We start from the raw sequence: 25,069 nt of genomic DNA on the forward strand, positions 1-25,069 counted from the left end.
CATATGTCACCGGAAGAAAGCCAACTTCTCAAGGCCCTGTTCGACAGGACAAAAGCCGCATCCGCCACTCCGCGCGACCGCGAGGCGGAAATATTGATCGCAGATGCCGTGCGCGATCAGCCCGCAGCCCCCTATTATCTCGCCCAGGCGGTGATTGTTCAGGAAAAAGGTCTGGAAGCGGCAGCAGCACACATCCAACAGCTCGAAGACCACATCCATGCGCTGGAAAGCGGTAATGCGGCCCCTCAAGCAGCCGCACAGGGTGGTTTTCTGAGTTCGATCTTCGGCACCGGCCAACAGCAATCACCTGCTCCGGCGCCCGTCTCGCCACCGCCCCAGACATCATGGCGCAACGATACCGCAGGCCAGACCACCGGTCCTTGGCGCTCACCAGCCGGCCGCGCACCTGATCAGCAGCCCGGTGGCCTCTGGAGCCAGCAACCCGCAGCAGCCGGACGCTCCGGCGGCGGTTTCCTGCAAGGTGCGCTCGGCGCTGCTGCAGGTGTTGCCGGCGGCATGCTGCTCGCCAATTCGCTGAGCGGTATTTTCGGCAACCACGCATCGTCGCTCGGCATTGGCTCGCCATTCGGCGGCGGCAATCCGCTGGGCAACAACGCACCGGTCGAAGAAACCGTCATCAACAACTACTACGGCGACAGTTCCTCCCAGCCGGACAATAGTAACGATGTCCAGCAGGCCGACTACGACGACAGCGCCGATGACGATTTCGATCAAGGCGACGACGGGTCGTTCGCCTGAACGTTTTCAACCGTGAAAAGCCGGATCAGCCGCGGCCGCGATAGGTCGGCACACCCTGATCCGGCAACCACACGCCCTCAGGCACCGGTCCGGTCTGCCAGAAAACGTCAATCGGAATACCGCCGCGCGGATACCAGTAAGCGCCGATGCGCAGCCATTTCGGCTGCAACAGCTCCACCAGCCGCCTGGCGATATAGACCGAGCAATCCTCGTGAAATGCGCCGTGGTTGCGGAAGGATTGCAGGAACAGCTTCAGCGACTTCGATTCCACCAGAAAATCACCGGCAATATAGTCGATGACGATATGGGCGAAATCCGGCTGTCCGGTCATAGGGCAAAGCGAGGTGAATTCGGGTGCTGTGAACCGCACCACGTAATCGGTACCGGCATTGCCGTTCGGCACCTTTTCGAGAATGGCCTTTTCCGGGCTCTCGGGCGTATCGACCTTCGCGCCCAGCTGCGACAGGCTGGAAACATCCGTCACGGACATGGAAAACTCCTGCTTATTCAAACGATCACTTTGACGCCATGCGCCTTTTCGCCTTCCGGCTCGACGTGAATGGCAAGGCTGGCACCCGGTATGACTTCCCTTATGGCATCTTCAAGGCGGTCGCAAATATCATGCGCCTCCCGCACCGTCATCGGGGCGGGAACGACCACGTGGAAATCGATGAAGGCGGCCGAACCGGCGCGGCGGGTTCTAAGATCATGCACGCCGATGATGCCGACGGAATTTTCGGCGATCGCCTTCTTGATCGCCTCGTCTTCTTCCGGTTCCACCGCCCGGTCCATCAACCCGCCGAGCGAATGCAAAATGACCTTCGATCCCTGAAACAGGATGTTGATGGCCACCAGAATGGCGAGCAGCGGATCGAGAATGGCGTAACCCGTCAGAAGCGCCAGAACCAGGCCGACCAGCACGCCTGCCGACGTTACGACATCCGACATGATATGATGACCATCCGCCTTGAGGGCGGGAGAAGCGTATTTCCGGCCGACGCGGATGAGGATTGTCGCCCAGACGGCGTTGATGACGCCCGCTGACGCGTTGATGGCAAGACCGAGAACCGGCGCTTCCGGCAGCTTCGGGTTGAAGAGACCACCCCAGGCTTCCTGCACGATCAGAAGTGCGGCGACGACGATCAGCACGCCCTCGACGACAGCCGAGATATATTCCGCCTTGTGATGGCCGAACTGGTGATCGTCATCTGCGGGCTTCTGCGCATAACGGATGACGAAATAGGCAATGAAGGCCGCAACAACGTTGACGGTCGATTCCAGACCGTCCGACAACAGCGCTACCGACCCTGTGACCCACCACGCCACGAGCTTGAGGCCAAGCACGCCGAAAGAAAGTGGAATGCCCCAGAATGCGAGCTTCCTTACCAGTGCATTGCCTTCAGTGTTCATTTTTTGCCCCCGTGCGGATGCGAACGAATTGCAGAACTGACCGCCAAAACGCACGAACCGCGCGCACGGGGTCTCCGTGCACGCGGTTCGCTATTTGCGCTTCCTATCGTTCAAACCGCAGCCGAGGTCAAGACCCATGAGGTCACGTCAAAGACGTCACCCCTCGCTTTTCTGCTCACAGAAACGGATACGGTTGCCGAATGGATCGATGACTTCCATGACATCGCCCCAGGGCAATTCTTCGACACCAGGCTTCAGGAAGCGGTAGTCTTTGCCCGCCAGTTCTTTTTGGAAGGCATGCACGCCGTGCATGGTGGCGAAGATATTGGAGCCCGGCGTCGCGTCGCCATGATGGCCGCTGAGGTGAAGCCCCATTCCGGCCCGCGAAACCTGCATGTAGAGCGGGAAGTTTTCGCCGAAGCGGTGTTCCCAGTCGACCTTGAAACCGAGAAAATCAACATAGAATTCCCGCGCCTTGGCCTCATCGAAAATTCTGAGAATCGGGAATATCCGCGCAAAGCCAATGTGAGGAAGGTTTTCCCCACCCGCCGCGCTTGCATCCCGGGCGTCCAGGTCACTGCCCATTATGCTTGCCCCTAGTCACGCAACGGAGATGGTACCGGCCGCAACGGATGCGGCCGGTACGCCTTATCCTTATTCGGCTGCGACGATCTTGCCGTCCTGCCACTTGTAGAGCGAGAAAGCCTGCGATGACAGGTCGCCACTCTCGCCATAGGTGACCTTGCCGATCGCCGTGGCAAAAGCGTCACCGCTCTTCAGAGCCGTGATGACCGCTTCGGAATCCTTTGCGCTTCCAGCCTTCTCGATGCCGGCCTTCAGCACTTCGACGGCAGCGTAAGCGTTAAGGGTGAAGGCTTCCGCAGGAATGTTGGCGGCCTTTAGAGCTTCGGCAGCAGCCTTGGAATCCGCGTTCTTCAGGGCGTCGGAGGCGTTGGTGAAGATCGTGCCTTCACCAGCCTTGGCACCGATGTTCCAGAACTCGCTGTTCGACAGGCCGTCACCGCCGATAACGGCAGCCTTGGCGCCGATATCGTTCAACTGGCGCACCAGAAGACCGGCTTCCGGATGGTAACCGCCGAAATAGACGATATCGACATTTTCAGACTTCAGGCGGGCCGTCAGCGCGCCGAGATCCTTTTCGCCTGGTGTCAGCGCGTCATAGAGAACTTCGGTAACGCCACCGGCATTCAGCGTGGTCTTGAAGGCATCCGCCAGACCCTTACCGTAAGCGCCCTTGTCATGAATGATGGCGACCTTCTTGTCCTTAAGCTTGGCAAGAACGTATTTCGCCGCAACTTCGGCCTGCTGGTCGTCCCGACCGCAAGTGCGGAAAACATTGGTAAGGCCACGGTTCGTCAGGCCCGGCGAGGTCGCCGTGGGGGTGATCATCAAGACACCGTTTTCAGCAAACACGTCCGATGCCGGAATGGCAACGCCTGACGTGACCGGACCGACGACGAAATGGATGCCTTCGGCAACCAGCTGGTTTGCGGCCGACACACCCTGCTTCGGCTCGCCGCCATCGTCTGCAAGCTTCAGAACGACCTGCTCTCCGAGAATGCCGCCCTTCTTGTTGATTTCATTGACTGCCGTCTGGGCGCCGTTCTTGACCTGGTCGCCATAGGCGGCGACGGGACCGGTAAGCGGCGCAATCAGGCCGATGACGATTTCGGCATGGGCAAGCGGTGCGAATGCGAAGGACGCTGCAAGCGTCACGCTGGTCAATGTCTTCAGTTTCATCCTGGTGTCTCCTTGGAAATGGGGTCTCAGCCCCGATGAGCGCCTTGGGCGCCGACCGAATGAAACTTCGCGGACGCCTCCCGGCGAAAACCCGTTCCATTTTTGAATTCCGAGCCTTCATTTCAACTCATACGGAAGGTTTGATGGCTTATGCAAGTCACCTTTGCTGGATAAGGTCTATTCGCGGTAAATCTATCGTCAGGCCAGGCTCGATCGTGTCATCGAAACGGGCGAGCGCAACGGCGTAAACGCTTGGCGTTTGGTCGCCGCAGGAGGATAATGGCGGCATGATAACAGCAGATGACGAATTTCTGACGGGTCTGCCCGTCTTCCGACATTTCGAGGACGTGGCCGACCCGGCGCTTTATCGCGCCCTGCCGCCGGGATGGGCGCTGGCCATTGCCGATATCATCGATTCGACAGGGGCGATCGGCACCGGCAGATATAAGTCCGTCAACATGGCGGGCGCTGCGGTCATCTCAGGCATATCGAACAGCCTCGGGCGTCACGACCTGCCCTTCGTGTTCGGTGGCGATGGAGCCGCCGTTGCGGTGCCACCGAACGGGATATCCCTTGCGCGCACCGCCCTTTCGAACGTGCAGCGCTGGGTGAAGGACGATCTCGACCTTTCGATGCGTGTGGCGCTTGTTCCGGTGGAGGACATACGCAACAACGGCTTCGATGTTCGCGTCGCGCGCTTTCAGGCAAGCGAGGATGTTTCCTACGCCATGTTTTCGGGCGGCGGCAACAGCTGGGCCGAGGCGCGGATGAAGGAGGGGCAATATGCCCTGCCTACGGTTGCGACAGGCGGTCGGCCGGACCTGACCGGCCTTTCATGCCGCTGGAACCCCATTCCGGCAACCCATGGCAAGGTGGTGTCGATCATCGCCATGCCTGGACCCTCACTGGATATGCCGGCATTCCGCCAGCTGGTCATCGATCTCGTCGATCTGGCCACGCAGGACGCAAGACAAGGCCACCCCGTACCGGAGGATGGGCCGAAACTGGGCTTCGTGCGGGAAGGCCTCGGTCTGGAAGCCAGGGCAGGTGCGGCCTATCACGATAGCTGGGGCAAGGTGCGCCGTTCGCTGCGCATTCTCGGCGAGAGCTTCCTCGTGAATTTCCTAGGCATGACGGGATTGTCGCTCGGACGGTTTAATGCGGATCGCTATCGGCGCTCGGTTGCCAGCAACACCGATTTCCGGAAATTCGACGATGGCCTGAAAATGACGGTTGATATCGACGCCGAGAGGCTCGAAAAGATCCGTGCGCGGCTGGAGCTGGGGCGCCTTTCCGGCACCTGCTATTTCGGCCTGCACGAGCAGGACGCCGCATTGATGACCTGTATCGTGCCCTCCCCGCTTTCGAAGGACCATATGCATTTCGTCGATGGTGCCGACGGTGGATATGCGGCTGCGGCAAGCCGCCTAAAGCAACAGATACAGGCTGCGTCTTCGCCCTGAGTGGCGCGGGCGACTTTTCACCGCATTACATGCGAGCCAGACGCCAAAAAAAGAAAAAACCGGCGTCATGCGCCGGTTTCAACGGAATGGCACCGCCGGGCCGTGGGATGGCCGTTAGATCAAGCGGCAGCAGTCTTGCTGCTCTTCTGCACCTGGCAATAAATCTCCTCGAGGGAAGCGAGGATTTTTTTGACGGATTCGGAATTGCTGGAATAATAGATGGTCTGAGCATCCCGTCTTGTTTTCACCAGCCGCTGGGCACGCAATTTCGAAAGATGTTGCGAGAGCGCGGACTGGCTGAGACCAACTTGGGAGGCGAGAACACCGACCGGCACTTCCGTATCCACCAGCGTGCACAAGATCATCAGGCGCTTGGGATTTGCCATCGCTGAGAGCAAGTCTGCAGCGGCGATGCTATGTTCCGACAGAGATTGGTTATCCATACGCTCAAGTCTCCTGATGACAGTCGGAAAGACCGTCATGGTGGCTATTATAGGTGGTCCAAAAGGTGTTTTTTATAATTCAGTCGATACGTTGTATATACCTAAATCTTGCTTATATCGTGTCCCCCTCCAAGACTATTCTTCATTGATCATTTACCTGGACATCTTGATCAAATTTTCAGACTTTCGCCTGTTTTTCGTCATTTTAGCAACAAACTGCTACATTCTCAGTAGTATTTGGAGCAAAAAACAATCAAAAATTGAGCACACAAATCTTGTCTTCCAATGTCTGGCTTCGTGACCACTACCTTACACCACCTTAAATTTAGCAAGGAGGTACAGAATCTAGTTTTACTTTGCGCAATTTTCTCAAAGTTTGCAATATGCTTTTTATTCGTAATTATTTTAATGCATAACTTATAATGTCTTGGGTATTCTTTTTCTTTATACCAGCATTAGGTAATACAAAAAGGCCTTCCGGTGAGGAAGGCCTTTCGTTTTCTCGACCAATGCGAGTGTTTCTCATTTCTTGCGGTGGCGAGTGAGGCCTGTCACAATTTCCTCTGCGGAAATCGTGCCTATAATTGCGCCATTATCGACAACACCGATCGCGCCGGAATGTTTCGAGAGCGCATCGAGGATATCGATCAGCGGCGATGTCGGACGGGCGGTAGCGGCCACGTTCAACCGGCCGTTTTGTTCATCCACGCCTGGCTTCATCACGTCCGCGGCGGTCAGCATGGAGATCGGGTTCATGTTCTGCACGAAATCCGCGACATATTGCGTAGCCGGTTGCTTGACGATCTGCTGCGGCGTGCCGCACTGGATGATACGCCCGCCCTCCATCATGGCGATGCGGTTGCCGATGCGGAATGCCTCGTCCAGATCGTGACTGACGAAGAGGATGGTTTTCTTCAACCGGCTCTGGAACTCCAGAAGTTCGTCCTGAAGGCGGCTTCTGATGAGCGGGTCGAGCGCCGAGAACGGCTCGTCCATCAAGAGAATGGGCGCTCCGGTCGCGAAGGCGCGCGCCAGCCCTACGCGCTGCTGCATGCCGCCGGAAAGCTCCCCCACCTTGCGGTCAGCCCAGGCGGACAGGTTCACCAGCTCAAGCTGCTCGGCCACCATGCGCTTGCGCTCCGCTTCCGGCGTCCCGGAAAGCTCCAGCCCGAAACCGACATTGTCGGCAACGTTTCGCCAGGGCAGCAGGCCGAATTGCTGGAAGACCATCGAAACCGTATGCATGCGCAGATCGCGCAGCGCCTTCGCCGTCGCCCGATAGGGATCGACAAAACCGGACGCCGTCTTCACGCTGACATTGCCGCGCACCACAGGCGCAAGGCCGTTAACGGCCCTGAGCAGCGTCGATTTACCGGAGCCCGAAAGCCCCATGAGCACGAGTATCTCGCCCTCATTTACCGAAAGCGAGGCATTCGCAACGCCGAGGACCAGTCCGGTCTGCTCGTTGATCTCGTCACGCGTGCTGCCCTTGTCGATCAGCGCCAGCGCCGCCTCGGGCCGGTCGCCGAAGACGATATCGACATTTCCGAAGATGATTGCATCACTCATAGATCATGCTCCGTGCCGGGAAGGCGGAAAAGTCGGTCGAGAACGATCGCCAATATGACGATGCACAACCCAGCTTCGAAGCCCATGGCGATGTTGACGGTGTTCAAGGCGCGTACCACCGGCACCCCCAGGCCGTTGGCGCCGACGAGGGCGGAAATGACCACCATCGAAAGCGAAAGCATGATCGTCTGGGTAAGGCCCGCCATGATCTGCGGCGCAGCGAAGGGAAGCTCCACCTTGCGCAGAACCTGCGATGGCGTGGCACCGAAGGCGATGGCCGCTTCCACCAGCGCCGGCGGCGTCGAAACGATGCCGAGACGGGTCAGGCGCACGGGCGCGGGAATGGCGAAGATGACGGTGGCGATAAGCCCGGGAACCATGCCGAGGCCGAACAGCACTAGCGCCGGAATGAGATAGACGAAGGTCGGAATGGTCTGCATCAGATCCAGCACCGGGCGCATGCCGGCATAGATCCACTTGCGCCGCGCCGCCAGTATTCCAAGCGGTATGCCGATGATCATGCAGACCGCGCTGGAGGCGAGAACGAGCGCCAGCGTTTCCGTCGTCGCCTTCCAGTACCCGAGATTGATGATGAACAGCAGACCAAGCGCCGTAAAGACCGGCATGCCGACCGACCGCCTCGTCCAGGCTGAAAGAGCCGTCACAATCGCGACGATGACCAGCGGATGCGGCGCCTGCAAAACGTAAAGCAGGGCGTTAATGACGCTTTGGAAAATGAAAGAAAGCCAATCGAAGAAAAAAGCGAGATTGCCGGTCAGCCAGTCAATGGCCTCCTTGGCATATCGGCCGACGGGCAGGCGGTTTTCAGGAGCGCTGAGCCATTCCACGGTAAGACAAGACCTTTCGTGAACCAGAGCAATTCCAGTAAAAATGCGTAACGGTTTTGGGCCCGGAATTGCAAAAAAATAAGAAGAACAGGCATTGAAGGTGATCCCGTTTCACCGGAAATGCCGCTAATGCAGAAACGACGGCCGGCAACAGCATTGCCGGACACCGGGATCGCGCGTGACCCCTGATGCGAGAAAAATTCGCGGACCGAGATCATGCAAAGGACATCGTAATTTCCTGCAGTATCCGGCCTGTTTAAAAGGTTAGGCCGGATACATGCGTTGTCTGCAACCTAGAGGCCCAAGGCCTTCTTGACGGCGGGCAAGGCGTCAGCGCTGCCATCCTTGGTCTTGACGTTGGCAAGCCAGGGTTCGATCGCGGCCGGGTTGGCCTTCAGCCAGGCAGTCGCCGCCGCTTCGCCCTCGAGGCCATCATTCAGGATCTTGCCCATGATCTCGTTTTCCATGGGCAGGGAGAATTCCAGGTTCTTGAGAAAGACGCCAACATTCGGGCATTCCTCGGTGTAACCCTTGCGGACATTGGTGTAGATCGTCGCACCGCCGAGATTGGGGCCGAAAACCTCGTCACCGCCGGTCAGATAGGTCAGCTTGAAATTCGTATTCATGGGATGCGGTTCCCAGCCGAGGAACACGATCGGTTCGCCGGATTTCCCCGCGCGGGCAACCTGCGACAGCATGCCCTGTTCGGAGGATTCGACCACCTCGAAACTCTTCAGCCCGAAGGTGTCCTTGGCGACCATGTCGAGGATCAGGCGGTTGCCGTCATTGCCGGGCTCGATGCCGTAGATCTTGCCGCCGAGATCGCCGCTATGGGCCGCGATATCCTTGAAATCCTTGATGCCGAGTTCAGCACCCTTGGCATTGGTCGCGAGCGTGTATTTGGCGCCGGTCAGGTTTTCACGCAGCGTTTCAACCGACTTGTCGTCGCGGTAAGGCGCGATATCGCCTTCCATGGTCGGCATCCAGTTGCCGAGGAAGACGTCGATGTCCTTGTTTTTCAGGGATGTATAGGTAACGGGCACCGAGAGAAGCTTGACGTCGGTTTCATAACCGAGGCTCTTCAGCAGCACCGTGGCAGTCGCTGTGGTGGCAGTGATGTCGGTCCAGCCCACATCGGAAAAACGAACCTTGCCACAACTTGCCGGCTCCGCAGCGCCGGCTGCATTGAACGTCATGACGGAGATTGCTGCGGCCAAAGCCAGACAGCGACTTCTATTTGCAAACATCGCTTGCTCCCTTTTTTTCGTTCCCTTGCCATTATCAATATCTGCCGGACACAATCAACTCGCGTGCATTTGCGTGCTTTGGCCCGCCGTTTGCGACACGACGATGAAAATCTCCGGCTTTTTGGTCCGCGATACGGATAGCTGCGGCATGCGGAAATCTGTGTTTTTCCCGTTGCGGCACTTTTCAACCCGGCCCTTCGCCGTCAAAAGACGCGAAGGTGTACAGGGAGTGGACGATGGCAAAACTCTATTTCAATTATGCGGCGATGAACGCCGGCAAGTCGACCATGTTGTTACAGGCATCCTATAATTATCACGAGCGCGGCATGCGCACGTTGATTTTCACGGCCGCCTTTGACGACCGGGCCGGCTTCGGCCGGGTCGCGTCACGCATCGGCCTGTCGTCCGACGCACGGACCTTCGACGCAAACACCGATATCTTCTCCGAAGTGGAGGCCCTGCATGCCGAAGCGCCCGTTGCCTGCGTTTTCATCGATGAAGCCAACTTCCTGTCCGAACACCATGTCTGGCAGCTTGCCGGTATTGCCGACCGGTTGAACGTTCCGGTGATGGCCTACGGCCTGCGCACGGATTTTCAGGGCAAGCTTTTCCCGGCCTCCAGGGAACTGCTCGCCATTGCCGACGAGCTTCGCGAAATCCGCACCATCTGCCATTGCGGCCGCAAGGCGACGATGGTCGCCCGTTTCGACAATGAAGGAAATGTGGTCAAGGAAGGCGCGCAGATCGATGTCGGCGGCAACGAAAAATACGTCTCCTTCTGCCGCCGCCACTGGGTCGAAACGGTCAAGGGCGACTGACCGTCTGCGGCCGGTTGCCGCATTTGATTTTTCGCAAGGATGGCTCCCCTGCTCCTGCGCTAAGACCATGCGGACACATTCGCGTGGATGTGCTTTCTCTCAGGAGCAAAAGATATGCACAACAAAACTGCCACCGTCGCCAGCCTTGCCATCGCTGCTGCCCTCCTTGCCTTTCCCGCCCTCTCGGCCGAAATCGAGGTGAAGATGCTCAACAAGGGCAGCGATGGCCAGGCGATGGTCTTTGAACCGGCAACCGTCAAGGCAGCTGTCGGCGACGTCATTTCCTTCGTGCCCGTCGACAAGGGTCATGATGCGGCTGCCGTCAAGGAAATGCTTCCCGAGGGCGTTGCGGACTTCAAGGGCAAGATGAACGAGACGGTGAAACTGACCGTCGAGAAGGACGGCGCATACGTCGTCAAATGCACGCCGCATCTCGGCATGGGCATGGTCGCCCTCGTTGTGGTCGGCGATGCCGCACCGGCCAATCTGGATGCCATAAAGACCGGCAAGCTGCCGAAAAAGGCGCGGGAGCGGCTGGACGCCGAAATTGCCAAGCTCGGTCTGTAACCGCCTGTCACCTTGTCCAGGCGATACATGCTCCGCGCGTGGTTCCGGAACACGGGAACGACCCGCGCGGACCGCAGGTTGAGAAAAGTTTCGCAATCATGTTGTATCCCGGTGGGTAGGGACATATCTGGAAGACAGTAAACGACCGCGGTTGTTGCGAAGCGCCAAAAGGCGCATGGCCGAACCGCGGTTGTTCCTTCCGGCGTTCAGCCCCACGGGCAGAGGAGACTATGACGACATGATCGACCGGATAACCGCTTTGATTCAGGCAGCCTTCAACGCCATCGGCAAGGCCGCCGGTCTCGTCGTAGCCTGGCTTCTGTGGCCTTTCATGGCCGCCCACGGCTGGTACCGCGACCGCAACTGGATCATCAAGGGTCCGATCGCTCTGGTGCTCATCCTTCTGGCCGGCTTTTACGGATACTTCTTCTGGCAAACGCAGGTCTGGACGAATTTCGACCCGGATTATATTTCCCGTTACAAGCTTGCCGAACGCACGGTGCCGCCCGGGCAGGAATTGCCGGCTGCGACACCCACGGCCGCCGCCGGCGCCACCGGTGCTGCCGCAAACACCTCCGCACCGGTATGCCAGCGCTCGGCTATCGTCGATGCTGCCGCCGATCTTACCGATTTCAACGTCAATCAGAATGCATGGATTTCCTCCATGCTGCTCTATCGTCTCGGCCTCTTCGGCATGGACTGGGACAGCACGCCATTCCTGGACAACAAGGCGTCCTTCCAGCGCGGCGTGAACCAGGCGGTGCGCCGCACCGCGGTGGAACTGGTGGATACGCTCGGTCGCGTTCGCGGAACCTCCGGTATCAACAACAATCTCCAGGAAGCGCGCGGGAACATGCAGTTCAGCGAATATTCCTGGTATTTCGGCCTCGATCCGTTTGGCCCCAAAACGCCGACACCGAGCTACTATCGCGCCGCCATCCGCAGCTTCCAGGCATTTAACGGTGAACTCACCGCCTGCAAGGCCGTCTTCGATACCCGCGCCGATAACCTCATCCAGTTCATCGACCGCATTGCCGGCGATATCGGCTCGACATCGGCCATTCTGCGCGAGCGTTCGGAAAACTATAATGGCGGCTGGTTCGACACTCGCGCCGACGACCGTTTCTGGTTCGCCTATGGCCAGCTCTATGGTTATTACGGCGTGCTGTCGGCAGCCGGATCGGACTTCGCGCAGGTTATTCGCGAACGCAATCTGACCAATCTGTGGAATGACACCCTGGGACAGACCCGTGCGGCGCTACGCATCCAGCCGGCAATCATTTCCAACGGCGACGAAAGCGGTTGGATCATGCCCTCGCACCTTGCCACCATGGGATTTTACGTTCTGCGCGTTCGCTCCAACCTCGTCGAGCTTCGCTCCGTTCTCGACAGGTAAGTCAACAGCTTGGACCGGCATGAAAATCAGCTTATCAGGCCAAGGCGTATTGTCTTGGCCACCAGCTGCGCGCGGTTGACGCAATCCAGCTTGCGAATGGCGTTGTTCATATAGGTATTGACGGTGTGCTCCGAGATGGACAGAAGCTCGGCAATCTCCACGGAGGTCTTGCCCTGCGCAGTCCAGCGAACCACGTCGAGTTCCCGCTTCGTCAGTGGTGAGGGGAGTTTTGAGCCTGCACGACAAAGCCGGTCATAGGCCTCCAGGGCGTGAAGGGCGATCATGCACAGCTCGTTCAGCGAACCCTGCGACAGGACATCGCAATCGCCTGCGAAATTCATCAGATGCCGGTTTCCGTCCATGCCGTTCACCGGCACCAGAAGACCGGAGGTGATGCCCATGCCGCGCAGCAGGGTTGAGACTTCCAGCAGCGAGCCGGAGTTGATGTCCTTATCATCAAGAGACCAGTATTGCGGCATCATCGATGAAGCGCCGCGCTTTATGACGGGGCAATCTGCAAGTTCACCGTCCCGGGTCATCGCATTCACCACCCACACCGGCAGGCTGCTTTCCACCACTATCGGCAGGGCATAGGCATTGCGAATGCTCGGCAGCTTCAGCAAGGTCACGTAGGAATAACTGAACGCCTGCATCACCTGCTGCAGCGCCGCCAGCCATTGGGGTCTGTCAATGGCAGCAGAAAGGTCGCGGCAAAGTCTGGCCTGGCGCTCCGTCTTTGGCATTCAGGCGCCACCCGGCGGTGGGCGCAGGACACCCAGAAGCGACGACCAGGCGGCATGGGCAAACAGTGTTGCAACCTTCATATCGGGCGGACCACCTTGACTAAAGTGCCGGTTTTTCGGGTTTATCCTTCGGCTTAGCCATCAGTTTCTCCAGGAAACCGAGCATGACCGCCGAGACGACAAAGGCCAGATGGATGATGGTGAACCACATCAACTGGCTATCCGTATACTGACTGGCGTTGAGGAATATCTGTAGCAGGTGGATCGACGAAATCGCCACAATCGACGATGCGACCTTGATTTTCAGGCTGCCGGCATCAAGCTTGCCCAGAAACGAAACCTCGTCATCCGCCTCATCGAAACGGCTGACGAAATTCTCGTAGCCGGAAATCATCACCATGACGATAAGGCTCGCGACCAGCGCCGCATCGATCAGCCCGAGCATGGCGAGGATCATGTCCGATTCGTCGTAAGTGAAAACGTTTTTGGCGACCTTCAGGAATTTCAGCACGAAGGAAAATGCATAAACCGCCAGCGCCGCGACGAGCCCGAGATAAAACACGACGAGCAGCCAGCGGCTGGAGAGAATGATCCGCTCGACGAGCAGTTCAAGTGACTTCATTTCCGTATCCGATTACTTTTTTGTATATTGTTGGAGCATGCATTCTTCCGCCATCTAAACTGGCTGCGAATATCCTAGCAAGCGTCAATGTCGGGACTTTGGCCGGAACCCGGCATTTTCGCGCCTCTCCACCGGTCCGGATGCAGTCTCACGGGGCGTCACATTTTTGCCACGCACCGTTATGCTTTAAAACATGATGATAAAAGTCATATATAATATGTTGACAGTTATGATCATGTTTTTTAGTCCTCAGCAATCGGCTTGCCCGTAACAAATCAAAACAGTTTCAGCCGCGACAGCAAGCGCGGCGCGTTTTTGCGCGCCATAGCTTCTGCGCACGCCTTATCCGGGGGTATTTAATGTCCATCTCGCGCACACATTCGGCGCTGTTTTTGTGCACTGCCATGTCTCTTCTGCCCTTTGCCGGACCTGCGCAATCGCAGGATGCCGCTTCGCAGACGAACGACACCACCACGCTGGAGAAGATCGTGGTCAAGGGCAAGCGCGTCAAAAGCGCGAATGCAGCCGCCGACACACCGCTTGCAAGCCAGACGACGGCGGAAGACATCAGGAAGAAAGACATCGGCAGCATCAAGGACCTCGGAAACTCCACCGAGCCGGGTGTCGATTATGTGGATGCCAAGCCCGGCAGGCCCGGCGGCCTGTTCATTCGCGGTCTGGGCGGCGCCCGTGTCGTGACCCTGATCGACAATATTCCCGTTCCCTACTTCAACAATTTCGCCCGTCAGGGACAGGCCACGACGACCCTGAGTGATACCAGTTCGAGCTTTGATTTTTCATCGCTTTCCACGGTTGACGTTGTACGCGGCGCCGATTCCAGCCGCATCGGTTCCGGCGCCCTTGGCGGCGCACTCGTTCTGCGCACGCTTGAGCCGGAAGACCTGATCGGTGAAGGCAAGGACTGGGGCGGTGTTGCCAAGACCACCTATGACAGCGAGGACAGAAGCGTCGGCGGATCGCTCGCCGTTGCAAAGAAGATCGAAAACACCTCGGTTCTGTTCCAGGGCTCCTACAAGCGCGGCAACGAAACGGACAATAAGGGCTTCGCCGATATCTACGGAACCCGCCGCACCAAGCCCAACCCGGCAGATACCTACGAAAGCAACCTGATGTTCAAGATCCGCCAGGATCTGGAAGGCGGCCACCGCATCGGACTTACGGCCGAGCGTTATTCATTGAGAGATCGCAGCGACATGCGAACCCTGCAAGGCGTCAGCGTCTCGGGATCGACTTACCGTATTGGCGACTACAGCGGCTACGAGGATACGGAGCGCGACCGCGTATCGCTTGATTACGAATATGAAGCGCCGTCGACAGACAGCCTGATCGATGCAGCCAATCTGTCGCTCTACTGGACGCGCCTCTCCAAAGAATCTGGCGCTGGCAACCGGCTGACCAACAACTCGCTCTATATCCGCGAAGACAGCATGCGCAACAGCGCTTTCGGCATAGTCGGCGGCCTTGAATCCGGCTTCGAACTCGGCGGCGTGCAGCACACCGTGCGCTTCGGCGGCAACGCCATGACAACCGATTTCAGCCAGGCACTTTATGCCAACACAGGCGGAGTGACCTCATCGTCACAGTCGGACATGCCTGACGTGAGCGGCAAGAGCCTTGGCCTCTATCTCGATGACGAAATCGCGTTTGGAAACGGTTTCAGGCTGACCCCCGGACTGCGCTTCGATTCCTACGATTACGATCCGGATGGCTCGGTATCCAGCAACAGCGGTTACAACACCTTCGGCCTGCCAAGCGGCAATAGCGGTTCGCGCTTCTCGCCGAAGCTGCTCGCGACATACGACGTGACGCCGGAATTGCAGCTCTTCGCGCAATGGTCGATGGCCTATCGCGCTCCGACCATCAACGAGCTTTATCTGAACTTCTCGAATATCAGCTCCGGTTATGCCGTGGTCGGCAACTCCGCACTCAACCCCGAAACCAGCAACGGCTTTGAAATCGGCGCCAATTACGCATCCGGCGATCTGACGGGGAGCCTGACGCTGTTCCACAACAAGTACAAGAACTTCATCGAGCAATACACGACCTCGACGACGCTGTTCCCCGGCTTCGGCGGCAGGGGCAACGGATCGCTCTTTACCTATCGCAACCGCAACAATGTTGAAATCTCCGGAGTGGAAGCCAAGGTCCGCAAGGAACTCGCAAACGGCTTCTTCGCCCATGCGTCGCTTGCTTATGCTTATGGCAAAGACACAGACAGCAACGAATTCATCCGCACGGTGGCGCCGTTCAAGTCCGTCCTCGGCGTCGGCTACGCACAGGAGACATGGGGCACGGAATTCACCGGCATCTTCTCCTCGCATATGCGTGACGACAAGGTGGCCACAACCTACGACGCACCCGGTTACGGCATCTTCAACCTGACCGGCTGGTGGGAACCGGAACAGACCAAGGGCCTGCGTATTCAGGCCGGCGTCTACAACCTGTTCGACAAGCAATACTGGAACGCCGTCGGCGTCCGTGACGTCAACCCCAATGCCGTCAGCACCGTCAACCAGCCTGTCGACTTCTATACGGAAGCGGGACGCACCTTCAAAATCTCTCTGACCCAGAAATTCTGAACCCGGTCGGAACATCATCTCCAGTCGGGGCGGCCTTCGGGTCGCCCCCTTTTTATCAGCGGCAGTAGAGATAACCTCCCTTTCGCTCCAGCACGTCGAGATGCAGGTGATCCTGATGGGTCGCGTCGCTGCCGGGGGAAAGAACGGTTCGGAAGAACAGGCAGGCGGCGGCTGTGATCGTCCGCTGGAAGGCACCTTCCACCGTTCCATCCTCGCCGCGCGGCTTCATCACCAGCGGATCGCCCTTGTCAAAGGCGATGGTGGAAATATCGACAGCATTGCCCTTGGCATGTTCGGAAATCTTGCCGGTTTCGGCACTGTTGCGGTTGCGGCAAATATAGGTCGAGGCATTGGCAATCGCCGTTACCTTTTTGTCCGGCAGGGCGAGAGCCGCAGCCGGCAGCATCATCTCCTTTGTCCAGCGCGATAGCGCAAGGGCCGTTTCGCAGCGCATGGTGCCAGATGGTTCAAGCTTGATGCCCGGCAGCACCACGGAAAGCTCGATCGGCGCTTCGATACCGCACCCCTGCTCGTCGTCGCGGATCGGCTCGAGCTCTTTGAATTCCGCGCCGATTTCCTTCAATGCGCCAAGGCAGGCCTGAAGCTCTGCCGGGTCTTCCGGCTTCACAGGCTCCGGCGGTTTTTCCTCGGGTTTCGTTGCTTCGACAGCCGGAGTTACCGTCTCGCCGCCGTTTTGCCCCTTGTCATCTTTCTTCTTGTCCTCGGCACCCTTCCCTTCCGCGTCGGATTTTCCTTCTTCAGGCGGTTGCGGCTTGGGGGTCGGCTTCGGTGTGTCTTCGGGCGTTTGCGCGCCCTTATCGGCCGGCTTTTCCGTCGTGGCAGGTGCTTGCTGTTCGCCAGGCTTCGGCTGTGGCACCGGCACCTGTGGCGGCGGTTCGGAAGCGGAAATAAGGGCGAGACTCGTCATCAGAAGACACAGGCGATGAAGCATTTTCCGGGGCACTCCTGACTGTTTCGGCAGGACAGGAACGCAACTCGCGCCGGTAAGGTTCATTCCGTCGCCGGAATCCGCTTGCCAAGGCGAATTGTGCAGGCTAACAATTTTCCCATGAACATCGTGTCTATGAACATTGCTAACTGGTGGTGGAGCAGCTTTACGCGGCCTTGACCAGTCATGTCTTCAGACAAAGTCCAAGCCGCCCGAATTTTCAGGCGGCTTTTTTGTTATTCTGCCGCCTGTCATCGGGCCTGAAAAACGGGAAGTGCGAAAGAAATGGTAACGATCATTCAGGATGACGGAGCGGAAACCTACGAGACGAAAGGCGGCATAAAGGTCAGCCGAAAGCGTCGCGCCGCCGAATATGCCAGCGCCATCGACAACTACATCGAAAAGCTCGATGCCCATCGCGGCGCGGTTTTCTCGTCGAACTACGAATATCCGGGCCGCTACACGCGCTGGGATACGGCCATCATCGATCCGCCGCTCGGCATTTCCTGCTTCGGTCGCCAGATGTGGATCGAAGCCTATAACGGCCGCGGCGAAGTACTGCTCGACTTCATCACCGAAAAGCTGAAGGCGACGCCCGATCTGACGCTGGGCGCATCCTCCGTCCGCCGTCTCGACCTCACGGTCAACGAGCCGGACCGCGTCTTTACAGAAGAAGAACGCTCGAAAATCCCGACCGTCTTCACGGCGCTGCGCGCCATCGTCGACCTGTTCTATTCGAATGCGGATTCGGCCATCGGCCTGTTCGGCGCCTTCGGTTACGATCTCGCTTTCCAGTTCGACGCGATCAAGCTTTCGCTCGCGCGCCCGGAAGACCAGCGCGACATGGTGCTATATCTGCCCGACGAAATTCTCGTCGTGGACCATTATTCCGCCAAGGCCTGGATCGACCGTTACGATTTCGAGAAGGACGGTGTAACGACGGACGGCAAGTCCTCAGAGATCGCGCCCGATCCCTTCAAGACCACCGACACGATCCCGCCCAAGGGCGATCACCGTCCAGGCGAATATTCCGAGCTGGTGGTGAAGGCCAAGGAAAGCTTCCGACGCGGCGATCTGTTCGAGGTCGTTCCCGGGCAGAAGTTCATGGAGCGCTGCGAAAGCAATCCATCGGCGATCTCCCGCCGCCTGAAGGCGATCAACCCTTCGCCCTATTCCTTCTTCATCAATCTCGGTCATCAGGAATATCTGGTCGGTGCTTCGCCGGAAATGTTCGTGCGCGTCTCCGGCCGTCGCATTGAGACCTGCCCGATTTCAGGCACCATCAAGCGTGGCGACGACCCGATTGCCGACAGCGAGCAGATCCTGAAGCTGCTGAATTCGAAGAAGGACGAGTCCGAACTGACCATGTGCTCGGACGTGGACCGCAACGACAAGAGCCGCGTCTGCGAGCCGGGTTCGGTGAAGGTCATCGGCCGCCGCCAGATCGAGATGTATTCGCGCCTCATCCACACGGTCGACCACATCGAGGGCCGTCTGCGCGACGACATGGATGCCTTCGATGGCTTCCTCAGCCACGCCTGGGCCGTCACCGTCACCGGCGCACCGAAGCTCTGGGCCATGCGCTTCATTGAAAGCCATGAAAAGAGCCCGCGCGCCTGGTATGGCGGTGCAATCGGCATGGTGGGTTTCAACGGCGACATGAATACCGGGCTTACGCTGCGCACCATCCGTATCAAGGATGGCATCGCGGAAGTCCGCGCCGGTGCGACGCTTCTCAATGATTCCAATCCGCAGGAAGAAGAAGCCGAAACCGAACTGAAGGCATCCGCCATGATCGCGGCCATTCGCGATGCAAAAGCCACAAACTCGGCCGCCACCAAGCGCGATGCCGCCAAGGTAGGCACCGGCGTCAAGATCCTGCTGGTCGATCACGAAGACAGTTTCGTGCACACGCTGGCGAATTATTTCCGCCAGACGGGCGCCACGGTTTCCACCGTCAGAACGCCGGTCGCAGCGGAGGTCTTCGACCGCTTCCAGCCCGATCTCGTCGTGCTTTCGCCCGGACCGGGCAGCCCGACGGATTTCGACTGCAAGGCGACGATCAAGGCCGCCCGCGCCCGCGAGTTGCCGATCTTCGGCGTGTGCCTCGGTCTTCAGGCTCTGGCGGAAGCCTATGGCGGCGAACTTCGCCAACTTGCGGTACCAATGCACGGCAAGCCCTCACGCATCCGCGTGCTGGAGCCAGGCCTGGTCTTCTCCGGTCTCGGCAAGGAAGTGACCGTGGGTCGCTACCACTCGATCTTCGCCGACCCTTCCACCCTTCCGCGTGATTTCATCATCACCGCGGAAAGTGAAGACGGCACGATCATGGGCATCGAACACGCCAAGGAACCGGTAGCCGCCGTTCAGTTCCACCCGGAATCGATCATGACTCTCGGCCAGGATGCCGGCATGCGCATGATCGAGAACGTCGTGGTGCATCTCACCCGCAAGGCGAAAACCAAGGCAGCGTAAACATCCTGCATCGGCGGCGTCACTTCGGCGCCGCCGGGCAAGCCTCAAACAGCGCGACTTCGAGATCGCCTGCTGCCTAGCTACGCGGCAGCGATGTGGAAATACACAGCGCGAATTTCTTCAAAAGTTGCATGTCGAAGTGGCCTTCCCGGCGCAACATCCACGTCAGCGCTTCGTTTGCCGTCCACGGCTTCTTGTAGGGCCGAACCGAGGTTACGGCGTCATAGACATCGCAGATCGCCGCAATGCGCGCGTGAAGACTGATCTCGTTTCCGGCGCAGCCGCTGGGATAACCGCCGCCATCAATGCGCTCGTGATGATTGAAGCAGACATCCAGAACCATGGCCGGCATCTGCTCGTTGCGAGACAAGATATCCCGGCCGAACGTTGGATGAAGATTGATGATTTCCCGCTCGGTGGCGCTTAACCCTTCCGCCTTGTTGAGGATCGACGAAGGAATTTCCACCTTGCCGATATCGTGCAGCAGGCCGCTGATGCCGAGCAGATCGACCGTTTCCTTCTCCAGCCCGAGATAATTGCCAAAATGGATCATCAACCCGCTGACGGAAACCGAATGCACGAAGGTCGTCTCGTCCTTCGACTTCAACCGGGTAACCCCGATGAAAATCGCCGGGTTCGACTGGACCGCATCGGAAATCTTGCCGGCCGCCGCAGTCATGCCCTTGAGGGACACGCAGCCACCGGCTTCGGCAACGGCAAATGTCTCGGCAATGGCATCGGCGGCAGAGCGCACGGCATGGGTAATGGCAGCCATGGTTTCGGGGCCATTGTTTAATCGCGGCGGGACGGTTTCAGAGTACGGCCTACCCTCGATATCGTTTCCCTTGGCCGTATTGATGATGATGCTTTCAGCGCCGCTCAATTTCAATTGACGCATCAACTCTTCATGGCGCAGAAGAAATCGATATCGCTGCAAAAATCCGCTGTTCGAAAGCGCTCCCTCGACCGCTTCGATAAACATGCCAACCGTCAATTGCTGGGTAGAAATTCGTTTGAGCATCAGACGCTTTTATTTTCCTTCCCGGGAATGGTAACCTGCACTGGCAAATGCTGAAAAGACCGGAACCAACCGGTATCCCTGCAAGGGTAAGTTACGCATTCCTAACATTGTTCAATTTTGGAACTTAAACATAAGATAGCACGAATATGAAAATTTTTTACTCTGGATATATTTAAAACGCAAAGAATCAATTCGATTAAGCCAAGAAACAACCTAAGAATGTAAATACTGAAAATTCTCGCGAACGACGTAAACCAGGAGCCGAAGAAAAGCCGCATGAATTCGAAACTTGAAACGCGCATCGATCAGGGTACGGGCCGTGAACCGGCAGATATAGTTCTCAAGGGCGGACGATTCTTCGACCTCGTAACTGGAGAACTTGTTGCCTCCGACATCGCCATATGCGGCGATACCATCGTTGGAACTTGCGAAAGCTACAAGGGTCGCCGGGAAATCGACATTTCGGGGAAAATCGTCGTTCCAGGTTTCATCGATACCCATCTCCACATCGAATCATCGCTGGTGACGCCGCACGAATTCGACCGCTGCGTTCTGCCCTACGGCGTTACCACCGCCATCTGCGACCCGCATGAGATCGCCAATGTTCTGGGCGCGGAGGGGCTTCGGTTCTTCCTGGACAGTTCCATGGAAACCATCATGGACATCCGCGTGCAGCTCTCGTCCTGCGTGCCCGCAACCCATCTGGAAACCTCGGGCGCCGATCTGCCGATCGAAAAACTGCTGCCGTTCCGTGATCATCCGAAGGTTATCGGCCTTGCCGAATTCATGAATTTTCCGGGTGTCATCCACAAAGACCCGGTATGCATGGCAAAACTCGAAGCCTTTCAGGGACAGCATATCGACGGACACGCGCCGCTTCTGTCGAGAACGGCGCTGAACGGATATCTGGCAGCCGGCATCCGCACCGAACATGAGTGCACCAGTGCTGCCGAGGCTTTGGAAAAGATCCGCAGGGGCATGCATATTCTCGTGCGCGAAGGCTCGGTCTCAAAAGACCTGCACGCCCTGATGCCTGTTATCACCGAGCGTCTGTCGCCTTATCTTGCGCTTTGCACCGATGACCGCAACCCACTCGACATCGCCGAACAGGGTCATCTCGATTATATGATCCGCACGGCAATCGCCAACGGCGTGGAACCGCTCGCCATCTACCGCGCCGCCTCGATTTCCGCCGCAAAGGCCTTCGGCCTGCGCGATCGCGGTCTTATCGCACCGGGCTGGCGCGCCGACCTCGTGGTGATCGATACCTTGCAGAACTGCAAGGCCGGCATGGTCTTCTCCGGCGGCCGTATCGTCGATGACGCGCTGTTTGCCACCCGCAAGCCGGTCGCGCCCGTCGGTCTTGACAGCGTCAAGGCAAGACCCGTGCTCGCCGCCCATTTCGGCGTGCCGGTCGCGCAAGGCGAGACCCCGGTGATGGGCGTGCTCCCCGGCAAGATCATCACCGAACATCGCCGCTACACGCTGCCGACGGACGGCAACCAGACGACTGTCGATCTCGCAAACGACATCATCAAGGTCGCCGTCATCGAGCGCCATGGCAAGAACGGCAACCACGCCAACGGCTTCGTGCAGGGCTTCGGGCTGAAGAAGGGTGCCATCGCCTCCACTGTCGGTCATGACAGCCACAATATCTGCGTTGTCGGCGTTAACGAGGACGACATGGCGCTGGCCGCCAACCGGCTCGGCGAAATCAAGGGCGGTTTTGTGGTAGTCGAAGACGGCAAGGTGACGGGCGAGATTGCGCTCCCGGTGGCCGGGTTGATGAGCCTCGAACCTTACGAAACGGTGCGAGACACGCTCCACACCCTGCGAAAGGCAGCCTATGCGCTCGGCACGACGCTCGAGGAGCCTTTCCTGCAGGTGGCTTTCCTGCCGCTACCCGTCATCCCGCACCTGAAGATTTCCGACATGGGCATGGTGGATGTGGATCGGTTTGCACTGATCTGACGACGGAGTTTATCGGCTGGAAACAGCGTAATCTGCTTATGCCGCGTTTCTGAGACGGCGCGAGCCGTCTCAGATTTTCGTTTCTGCAGGCCAGGTCACGTAATAATATTTGCCCGCGACCCTGCCAAAATAGGCGTGGCGCAAGTTACCGGAATAAGAATAAATGAGCCGAGCGACGTCCGCATAAAAAAGAAGGCGAAACGGACGGATTGCTAAATCGGCTGACTTACAGCATCGGCAAGTCATGAATGCGATGGCAGCAGCTTGCGGAAATAAACCACCCGTTCGGTCTCCTCAAACCCCAGCGCCGCATGCATACGGTGTGAATCGACATTGGCAATATTGGCATCGGAGGCAAGTTCGCTCACACCCTTGCTGATCGCCCAGCGGGTGACCTCGGCGATCAATGCCGCGCCAACGCCCTGACCGCGGAATTCCTCCTCCACATAAACGCCTTCGAGAAACGCAACAGGCGAGGTATTGCATCCGTTGACATAATCCCGCCGGAGGCTGACGTCGGCAAAACCGATGGCCATTCCGACCAGATCATAGGCAATGAAACCGGCGTCGTTGTCGGATAGGTTCTGCAATTCCGCCCTGTGGTCGGCAACAGAGGCATCGGGCCATAAACGGTGGCGCAAAAGGGACCAGTCATCCAGAGATGCTGCGGCGTCCCTGATGGAAAATTGCAGGCTCAAGCGACGACCCCGCAAAACACGTCCAACCCCTCAAGCTTCACGATCCCGGCGTCGAACAAAGGCTCAAAACCCGGCATCGGCAGGATATCCGTGACCTCCATACCCTTCGGGATAGGAAATTCCACCGCCTCACGCGTCAGGTTGAAAACGAACAGCAGTTTTTCGTCACCCTTGTGGCGCGTGAAGGCCAGCACATCGAGATTGGTCTTGATGAAGTCCATATCGCCGTCGCGCAATGCTCCATGGGTTTTGCGGAAGGACAAGACCGCGCGGTAGTGGTTAAGAACCGAGTCCGGCTTGCGCTCCTGCGCATCCGCCGCCTGCATGGCGTGGACATAGGGCACCGGCAGCCACGGCTTTTCCGCGCTTGAAAAACCCGCATTCGGCTTGCCGGTTTCCCACACCATCGGCGTGCGGCACCCGTCACGCCCCTTGAAGGCGGGCCAGAAGCGAATGCCGTAGGGGTCACGCAAATCCTCGAAGGCCAGTTCGGCCTCGGTCAGGCCCAGCTCCTCACCCTGATACAGACATATCGAGCCCCGTAGGCTGGCGAGAACGCAGATGGCGAGCTTCGCAACCCGCGTCTGCTCCTCGGAGCCTTCGGAAAACCGGCTCAGATGGCGCACCACATCGTGGTTGGAAAAAGCCCAGCACACCCAACCATCCGTCACCACCTTGCCAAAGGTCTCGACCGAGCCCCGCAGGTGTTTTGCGCTGAAATCCGGGCCAAGCAGATCGAAGGTATAGCACATGTTGAGTTTGTCGTTGCCGGATGTGTAGGCCGCGACCGTCTTCAGCGAGCGTGCGCCGTCCCCCACCTCGCCCACGGTGGCGCGGCCCTCATATTCATCGAGAAGCGCGCGGAAGCGCTGGAGGAAGGCCACGTTTTCCGGCCTCGTCTTGTCGTAGAGATGATCCTGCATGCCGTAAGGATTGACGTCGGACGCATCGAGACCAAAGCTTTCGTCGTCCAAAAGCGGCGGGTTGTCGCGCAACAGCTTGTCGTGGAAATAGTGATTGACGGTATCGAGACGAAAACCGTCCACGCCGCGATCGAGCCAGAACCGTACGGTTTCCAGAAGCGCATCCTGAACATCCGGATTGTGAAAATTGAGATCCGGCTGCGAGGCGAGAAAGCTGTGCATGTAATATTGCTTGCGCACGCCATCCCATTCCCATGCCGGCCCGCCGAACACGGAAAGCCAGTTGGTGGGCGCCGTGCCATCCGGTTTGGGATTGGCCCAGACATACCAGTCCGCCTTGCTGTTGATGCGGCTTGCACGGCTATCCACGAACCAGGGATGCTTATCGGATGTATGCGAAATCACCTGGTCGATAATGACTTTCAGCCCCAGCCGGTGCGCCTCGGCCATCAATGCATCGAAATCGGCAAGCGTGCCGAACATCGGATCGACATTGCAATAATCGGAAACGTCATAGCCCATATCGGCCATGGGAGAGGTGAAGAAAGGCGAGAGCCAGATGGCATCGACGCCGAGCGAGGCGATGTAGGAAAGCCGCTTCGTCACCCCAGCAAGATCGCCGTAACCGTCCCCGGTCGTGTCCTGAAAGGATCGCGGATATACCTGATAGATCACCGCCCCCTTCCACCAGTCCGATTGCGCTTGGGATTTGTGGACCGGGGCATGGGTTGTCGGCATGAGCGATCTCCTGATGAGGGTTGGTCCGAGAATATAAAGCAGCTGTCC

The 25,069-nt window shown here is 58.2% G+C and carries 22 protein-coding genes; 8 read left to right on the top strand and 14 right to left on the bottom strand.

Going from position 1 to position 25,069, the window contains the following annotated elements; translation table 11 throughout:
* The first annotated feature begins 3 nt into the window (after positions 1-3).
* Positions 4-759, top strand: a complete 756-nt coding sequence (locus AC5SEO_RS11405; RefSeq protein WP_174068564.1) for a DUF2076 domain-containing protein — start codon at positions 4-6, stop codon at positions 757-759.
* Between the two features lie 25 nt (positions 760-784).
* Here the strand turns inward: AC5SEO_RS11405 and queF are convergent, their stop codons facing one another.
* The 4 genes from queF to AC5SEO_RS11425 form a co-directional block, all read right to left on the bottom strand.
* Complete coding sequence (gene queF, locus AC5SEO_RS11410) at positions 785-1,249, bottom strand: preQ(1) synthase (protein ID WP_013636627.1); 465 nt, start codon at positions 1,247-1,249, stop codon at positions 785-787.
* Between the two features lie 17 nt (positions 1,250-1,266).
* Positions 1,267-2,169, bottom strand: coding sequence for a cation diffusion facilitator family transporter (locus AC5SEO_RS11415; protein WP_003513576.1), 903 nt, complete (start codon positions 2,167-2,169; stop codon positions 1,267-1,269).
* Between the two features lie 156 nt (positions 2,170-2,325).
* Complete coding sequence (locus tag AC5SEO_RS11420) at positions 2,326-2,754, bottom strand: glyoxalase superfamily protein (protein WP_145166675.1); 429 nt, start codon at positions 2,752-2,754, stop codon at positions 2,326-2,328.
* A gap of 69 nt (positions 2,755-2,823) precedes the next feature.
* Positions 2,824-3,930: a branched-chain amino acid ABC transporter substrate-binding protein gene (locus AC5SEO_RS11425; protein WP_013636629.1), complete on the bottom strand. Its 1,107-nt coding sequence runs from the start codon at positions 3,928-3,930 to the stop codon at positions 2,824-2,826.
* Between the two features lie 287 nt (positions 3,931-4,217).
* On the opposite strand from AC5SEO_RS11425, the gene AC5SEO_RS11430 reads away from it, so the two are divergent.
* Positions 4,218-5,393 (top strand): DUF3095 domain-containing protein, encoded by a 1,176-nt coding sequence (locus tag AC5SEO_RS11430; protein ID WP_003513584.1) that lies wholly within the window; start codon positions 4,218-4,220, stop codon positions 5,391-5,393.
* A 119-nt stretch (positions 5,394-5,512) separates the two neighbouring features.
* On the opposite strand, the gene AC5SEO_RS11435 is transcribed toward AC5SEO_RS11430, so the two are convergent.
* The 4 genes from AC5SEO_RS11435 to AC5SEO_RS11450 form a co-directional block, all read right to left on the bottom strand.
* On the bottom strand, positions 5,513-5,836 hold the full coding sequence (locus AC5SEO_RS11435; RefSeq protein ID WP_003513586.1) for an ArsR/SmtB family transcription factor: 324 nt from the start codon (positions 5,834-5,836) through the stop codon (positions 5,513-5,515).
* A gap of 522 nt (positions 5,837-6,358) precedes the next feature.
* The gene (choV, locus tag AC5SEO_RS11440; protein ID WP_174068565.1) at positions 6,359-7,405 is read right to left on the bottom strand and encodes a choline ABC transporter ATP-binding protein; all 1,047 of its coding nucleotides are present in this window, start codon (positions 7,403-7,405) and stop codon (positions 6,359-6,361) included.
* Positions 7,402-8,253, bottom strand: coding sequence for a choline ABC transporter permease subunit (choW, locus tag AC5SEO_RS11445; RefSeq protein WP_003513593.1), 852 nt, complete (start codon positions 8,251-8,253; stop codon positions 7,402-7,404). The genes choV and choW overlap by 4 nt, the downstream gene beginning before the upstream one ends.
* A 293-nt stretch (positions 8,254-8,546) precedes the next feature.
* A complete protein-coding gene (locus AC5SEO_RS11450; protein ID WP_233283658.1) occupies positions 8,547-9,449 on the bottom strand; it encodes a choline ABC transporter substrate-binding protein in 903 nt (300 codons plus the stop codon).
* Positions 9,450-9,736: 287 nt separating this feature from the next.
* Between AC5SEO_RS11450 and AC5SEO_RS11455 the strand changes: the two genes are divergently transcribed.
* From AC5SEO_RS11455 to AC5SEO_RS11465, 3 genes are all read left to right on the top strand, one after another.
* Positions 9,737-10,318, top strand: a complete 582-nt coding sequence (locus tag AC5SEO_RS11455) for a thymidine kinase (protein WP_111783605.1) — start codon at positions 9,737-9,739, stop codon at positions 10,316-10,318.
* Positions 10,319-10,432: 114 nt separating this feature from the next.
* Positions 10,433-10,885 carry a pseudoazurin gene (locus AC5SEO_RS11460; RefSeq protein ID WP_003513601.1) on the top strand — a complete coding sequence of 151 codons (453 nt, stop codon included), beginning with the start codon at positions 10,433-10,435 and terminating at the stop codon, positions 10,883-10,885.
* Positions 10,886-11,123: 238 nt separating this feature from the next.
* On the top strand, positions 11,124-12,281 hold the full coding sequence (locus tag AC5SEO_RS11465; RefSeq protein WP_013636632.1) for a DUF2333 family protein: 1,158 nt from the start codon (positions 11,124-11,126) through the stop codon (positions 12,279-12,281).
* A gap of 26 nt (positions 12,282-12,307) precedes the next feature.
* On the opposite strand, the gene AC5SEO_RS11470 is transcribed toward AC5SEO_RS11465, so the two are convergent.
* Entirely contained in the window at positions 12,308-13,024 is a 717-nt protein-coding gene (locus AC5SEO_RS11470) for a helix-turn-helix transcriptional regulator (protein ID WP_003513606.1), read from the bottom strand.
* A 100-nt stretch (positions 13,025-13,124) separates the two neighbouring features.
* Positions 13,125-13,646 carry a TIGR00645 family protein gene (locus tag AC5SEO_RS11475; RefSeq protein WP_013636634.1) on the bottom strand — a complete coding sequence of 174 codons (522 nt, stop codon included), beginning with the start codon at positions 13,644-13,646 and terminating at the stop codon, positions 13,125-13,127.
* Between the two features lie 359 nt (positions 13,647-14,005).
* On the opposite strand from AC5SEO_RS11475, the gene AC5SEO_RS11480 reads away from it, so the two are divergent.
* Positions 14,006-16,246 (top strand): TonB-dependent hemoglobin/transferrin/lactoferrin family receptor, encoded by a 2,241-nt coding sequence (locus tag AC5SEO_RS11480; protein WP_003513609.1) that lies wholly within the window; start codon positions 14,006-14,008, stop codon positions 16,244-16,246.
* Between the two features lie 55 nt (positions 16,247-16,301).
* On the opposite strand, the gene AC5SEO_RS11485 is transcribed toward AC5SEO_RS11480, so the two are convergent.
* On the bottom strand, positions 16,302-17,198 hold the full coding sequence (locus AC5SEO_RS11485; RefSeq protein WP_080797961.1) for an extensin-like domain-containing protein: 897 nt from the start codon (positions 17,196-17,198) through the stop codon (positions 16,302-16,304).
* 282 nt (positions 17,199-17,480) lie between these two features.
* On the opposite strand from AC5SEO_RS11485, the gene AC5SEO_RS11490 reads away from it, so the two are divergent.
* Positions 17,481-19,670, top strand: a complete 2,190-nt coding sequence (locus tag AC5SEO_RS11490; protein WP_003513614.1) for an anthranilate synthase — start codon at positions 17,481-17,483, stop codon at positions 19,668-19,670.
* A 76-nt stretch (positions 19,671-19,746) separates the two neighbouring features.
* On the opposite strand, the gene AC5SEO_RS11495 is transcribed toward AC5SEO_RS11490, so the two are convergent.
* Complete coding sequence (locus tag AC5SEO_RS11495; protein ID WP_174068566.1) at positions 19,747-20,691, bottom strand: HD-GYP domain-containing protein; 945 nt, start codon at positions 20,689-20,691, stop codon at positions 19,747-19,749.
* A gap of 276 nt (positions 20,692-20,967) precedes the next feature.
* On the opposite strand from AC5SEO_RS11495, the gene ade reads away from it, so the two are divergent.
* The gene (ade, locus tag AC5SEO_RS11500) at positions 20,968-22,662 is read left to right on the top strand and encodes an adenine deaminase (protein ID WP_174068567.1); all 1,695 of its coding nucleotides are present in this window, start codon (positions 20,968-20,970) and stop codon (positions 22,660-22,662) included.
* Positions 22,663-22,904: 242 nt separating this feature from the next.
* On the opposite strand, the gene aac(6') is transcribed toward ade, so the two are convergent.
* Positions 22,905-23,360 (bottom strand): aminoglycoside 6'-N-acetyltransferase, encoded by a 456-nt coding sequence (aac(6'), locus tag AC5SEO_RS11505; RefSeq protein ID WP_003513621.1) that lies wholly within the window; start codon positions 23,358-23,360, stop codon positions 22,905-22,907.
* Complete coding sequence (bglA, locus tag AC5SEO_RS11510; protein ID WP_003513623.1) at positions 23,357-25,021, bottom strand: beta-galactosidase BglA; 1,665 nt, start codon at positions 25,019-25,021, stop codon at positions 23,357-23,359. Before bglA ends, aac(6') begins: the two co-directional genes overlap by 4 nt.
* Positions 25,022-25,069: the final 48 nt, after the last annotated feature.

The sequence above is a fragment of the Agrobacterium sp. K11 genome (genome assembly GCF_059429395.1).

What these genes read in the sequence shown, in the direction of transcription:
- AC5SEO_RS11405 (WP_174068564.1), top strand. Translation starts at nt 4, where the DNA reads ATGTCACCGGAAGAAAGCCAACTTCTCAAGGCCCTGTTCGACAGGACA.
- queF (WP_013636627.1), bottom strand. Translation starts at nt 1,249, where the DNA reads ATGTCCGTGACGGATGTTTCCAGCCTGTCGCAGCTGGGCGCGAAGGTC.
- AC5SEO_RS11415 (WP_003513576.1), bottom strand. Translation starts at nt 2,169, where the DNA reads ATGAACACTGAAGGCAATGCACTGGTAAGGAAGCTCGCATTCTGGGGC.
- AC5SEO_RS11420 (WP_145166675.1), bottom strand. Translation starts at nt 2,754, where the DNA reads ATGGGCAGTGACCTGGACGCCCGGGATGCAAGCGCGGCGGGTGGGGAA.
- AC5SEO_RS11425 (WP_013636629.1), bottom strand. Translation starts at nt 3,930, where the DNA reads ATGAAACTGAAGACATTGACCAGCGTGACGCTTGCAGCGTCCTTCGCA.
- AC5SEO_RS11430 (WP_003513584.1), top strand. Translation starts at nt 4,218, where the DNA reads ATGATAACAGCAGATGACGAATTTCTGACGGGTCTGCCCGTCTTCCGA.
- AC5SEO_RS11435 (WP_003513586.1), bottom strand. Translation starts at nt 5,836, where the DNA reads ATGGATAACCAATCTCTGTCGGAACATAGCATCGCCGCTGCAGACTTG.
- choV (WP_174068565.1), bottom strand. Translation starts at nt 7,405, where the DNA reads ATGAGTGATGCAATCATCTTCGGAAATGTCGATATCGTCTTCGGCGAC.
- AC5SEO_RS11450 (WP_233283658.1), bottom strand. Translation starts at nt 9,449, where the DNA reads ATGACGTTCAATGCAGCCGGCGCTGCGGAGCCGGCAAGTTGTGGCAAG.
- AC5SEO_RS11455 (WP_111783605.1), top strand. Translation starts at nt 9,737, where the DNA reads ATGGCAAAACTCTATTTCAATTATGCGGCGATGAACGCCGGCAAGTCG.
- AC5SEO_RS11460 (WP_003513601.1), top strand. Translation starts at nt 10,433, where the DNA reads ATGCACAACAAAACTGCCACCGTCGCCAGCCTTGCCATCGCTGCTGCC.
- AC5SEO_RS11465 (WP_013636632.1), top strand. Translation starts at nt 11,124, where the DNA reads ATGATCGACCGGATAACCGCTTTGATTCAGGCAGCCTTCAACGCCATC.
- AC5SEO_RS11470 (WP_003513606.1), bottom strand. Translation starts at nt 13,024, where the DNA reads ATGCCAAAGACGGAGCGCCAGGCCAGACTTTGCCGCGACCTTTCTGCT.
- AC5SEO_RS11475 (WP_013636634.1), bottom strand. Translation starts at nt 13,646, where the DNA reads ATGAAGTCACTTGAACTGCTCGTCGAGCGGATCATTCTCTCCAGCCGC.
- AC5SEO_RS11480 (WP_003513609.1), top strand. Translation starts at nt 14,006, where the DNA reads ATGTCCATCTCGCGCACACATTCGGCGCTGTTTTTGTGCACTGCCATG.
- AC5SEO_RS11485 (WP_080797961.1), bottom strand. Translation starts at nt 17,198, where the DNA reads ATGCTTCATCGCCTGTGTCTTCTGATGACGAGTCTCGCCCTTATTTCC.
- AC5SEO_RS11490 (WP_003513614.1), top strand. Translation starts at nt 17,481, where the DNA reads ATGGTAACGATCATTCAGGATGACGGAGCGGAAACCTACGAGACGAAA.
- AC5SEO_RS11495 (WP_174068566.1), bottom strand. Translation starts at nt 20,691, where the DNA reads ATGCTCAAACGAATTTCTACCCAGCAATTGACGGTTGGCATGTTTATC.
- ade (WP_174068567.1), top strand. Translation starts at nt 20,968, where the DNA reads ATGAATTCGAAACTTGAAACGCGCATCGATCAGGGTACGGGCCGTGAA.
- bglA (WP_003513623.1), bottom strand. Translation starts at nt 25,021, where the DNA reads ATGCCGACAACCCATGCCCCGGTCCACAAATCCCAAGCGCAATCGGAC.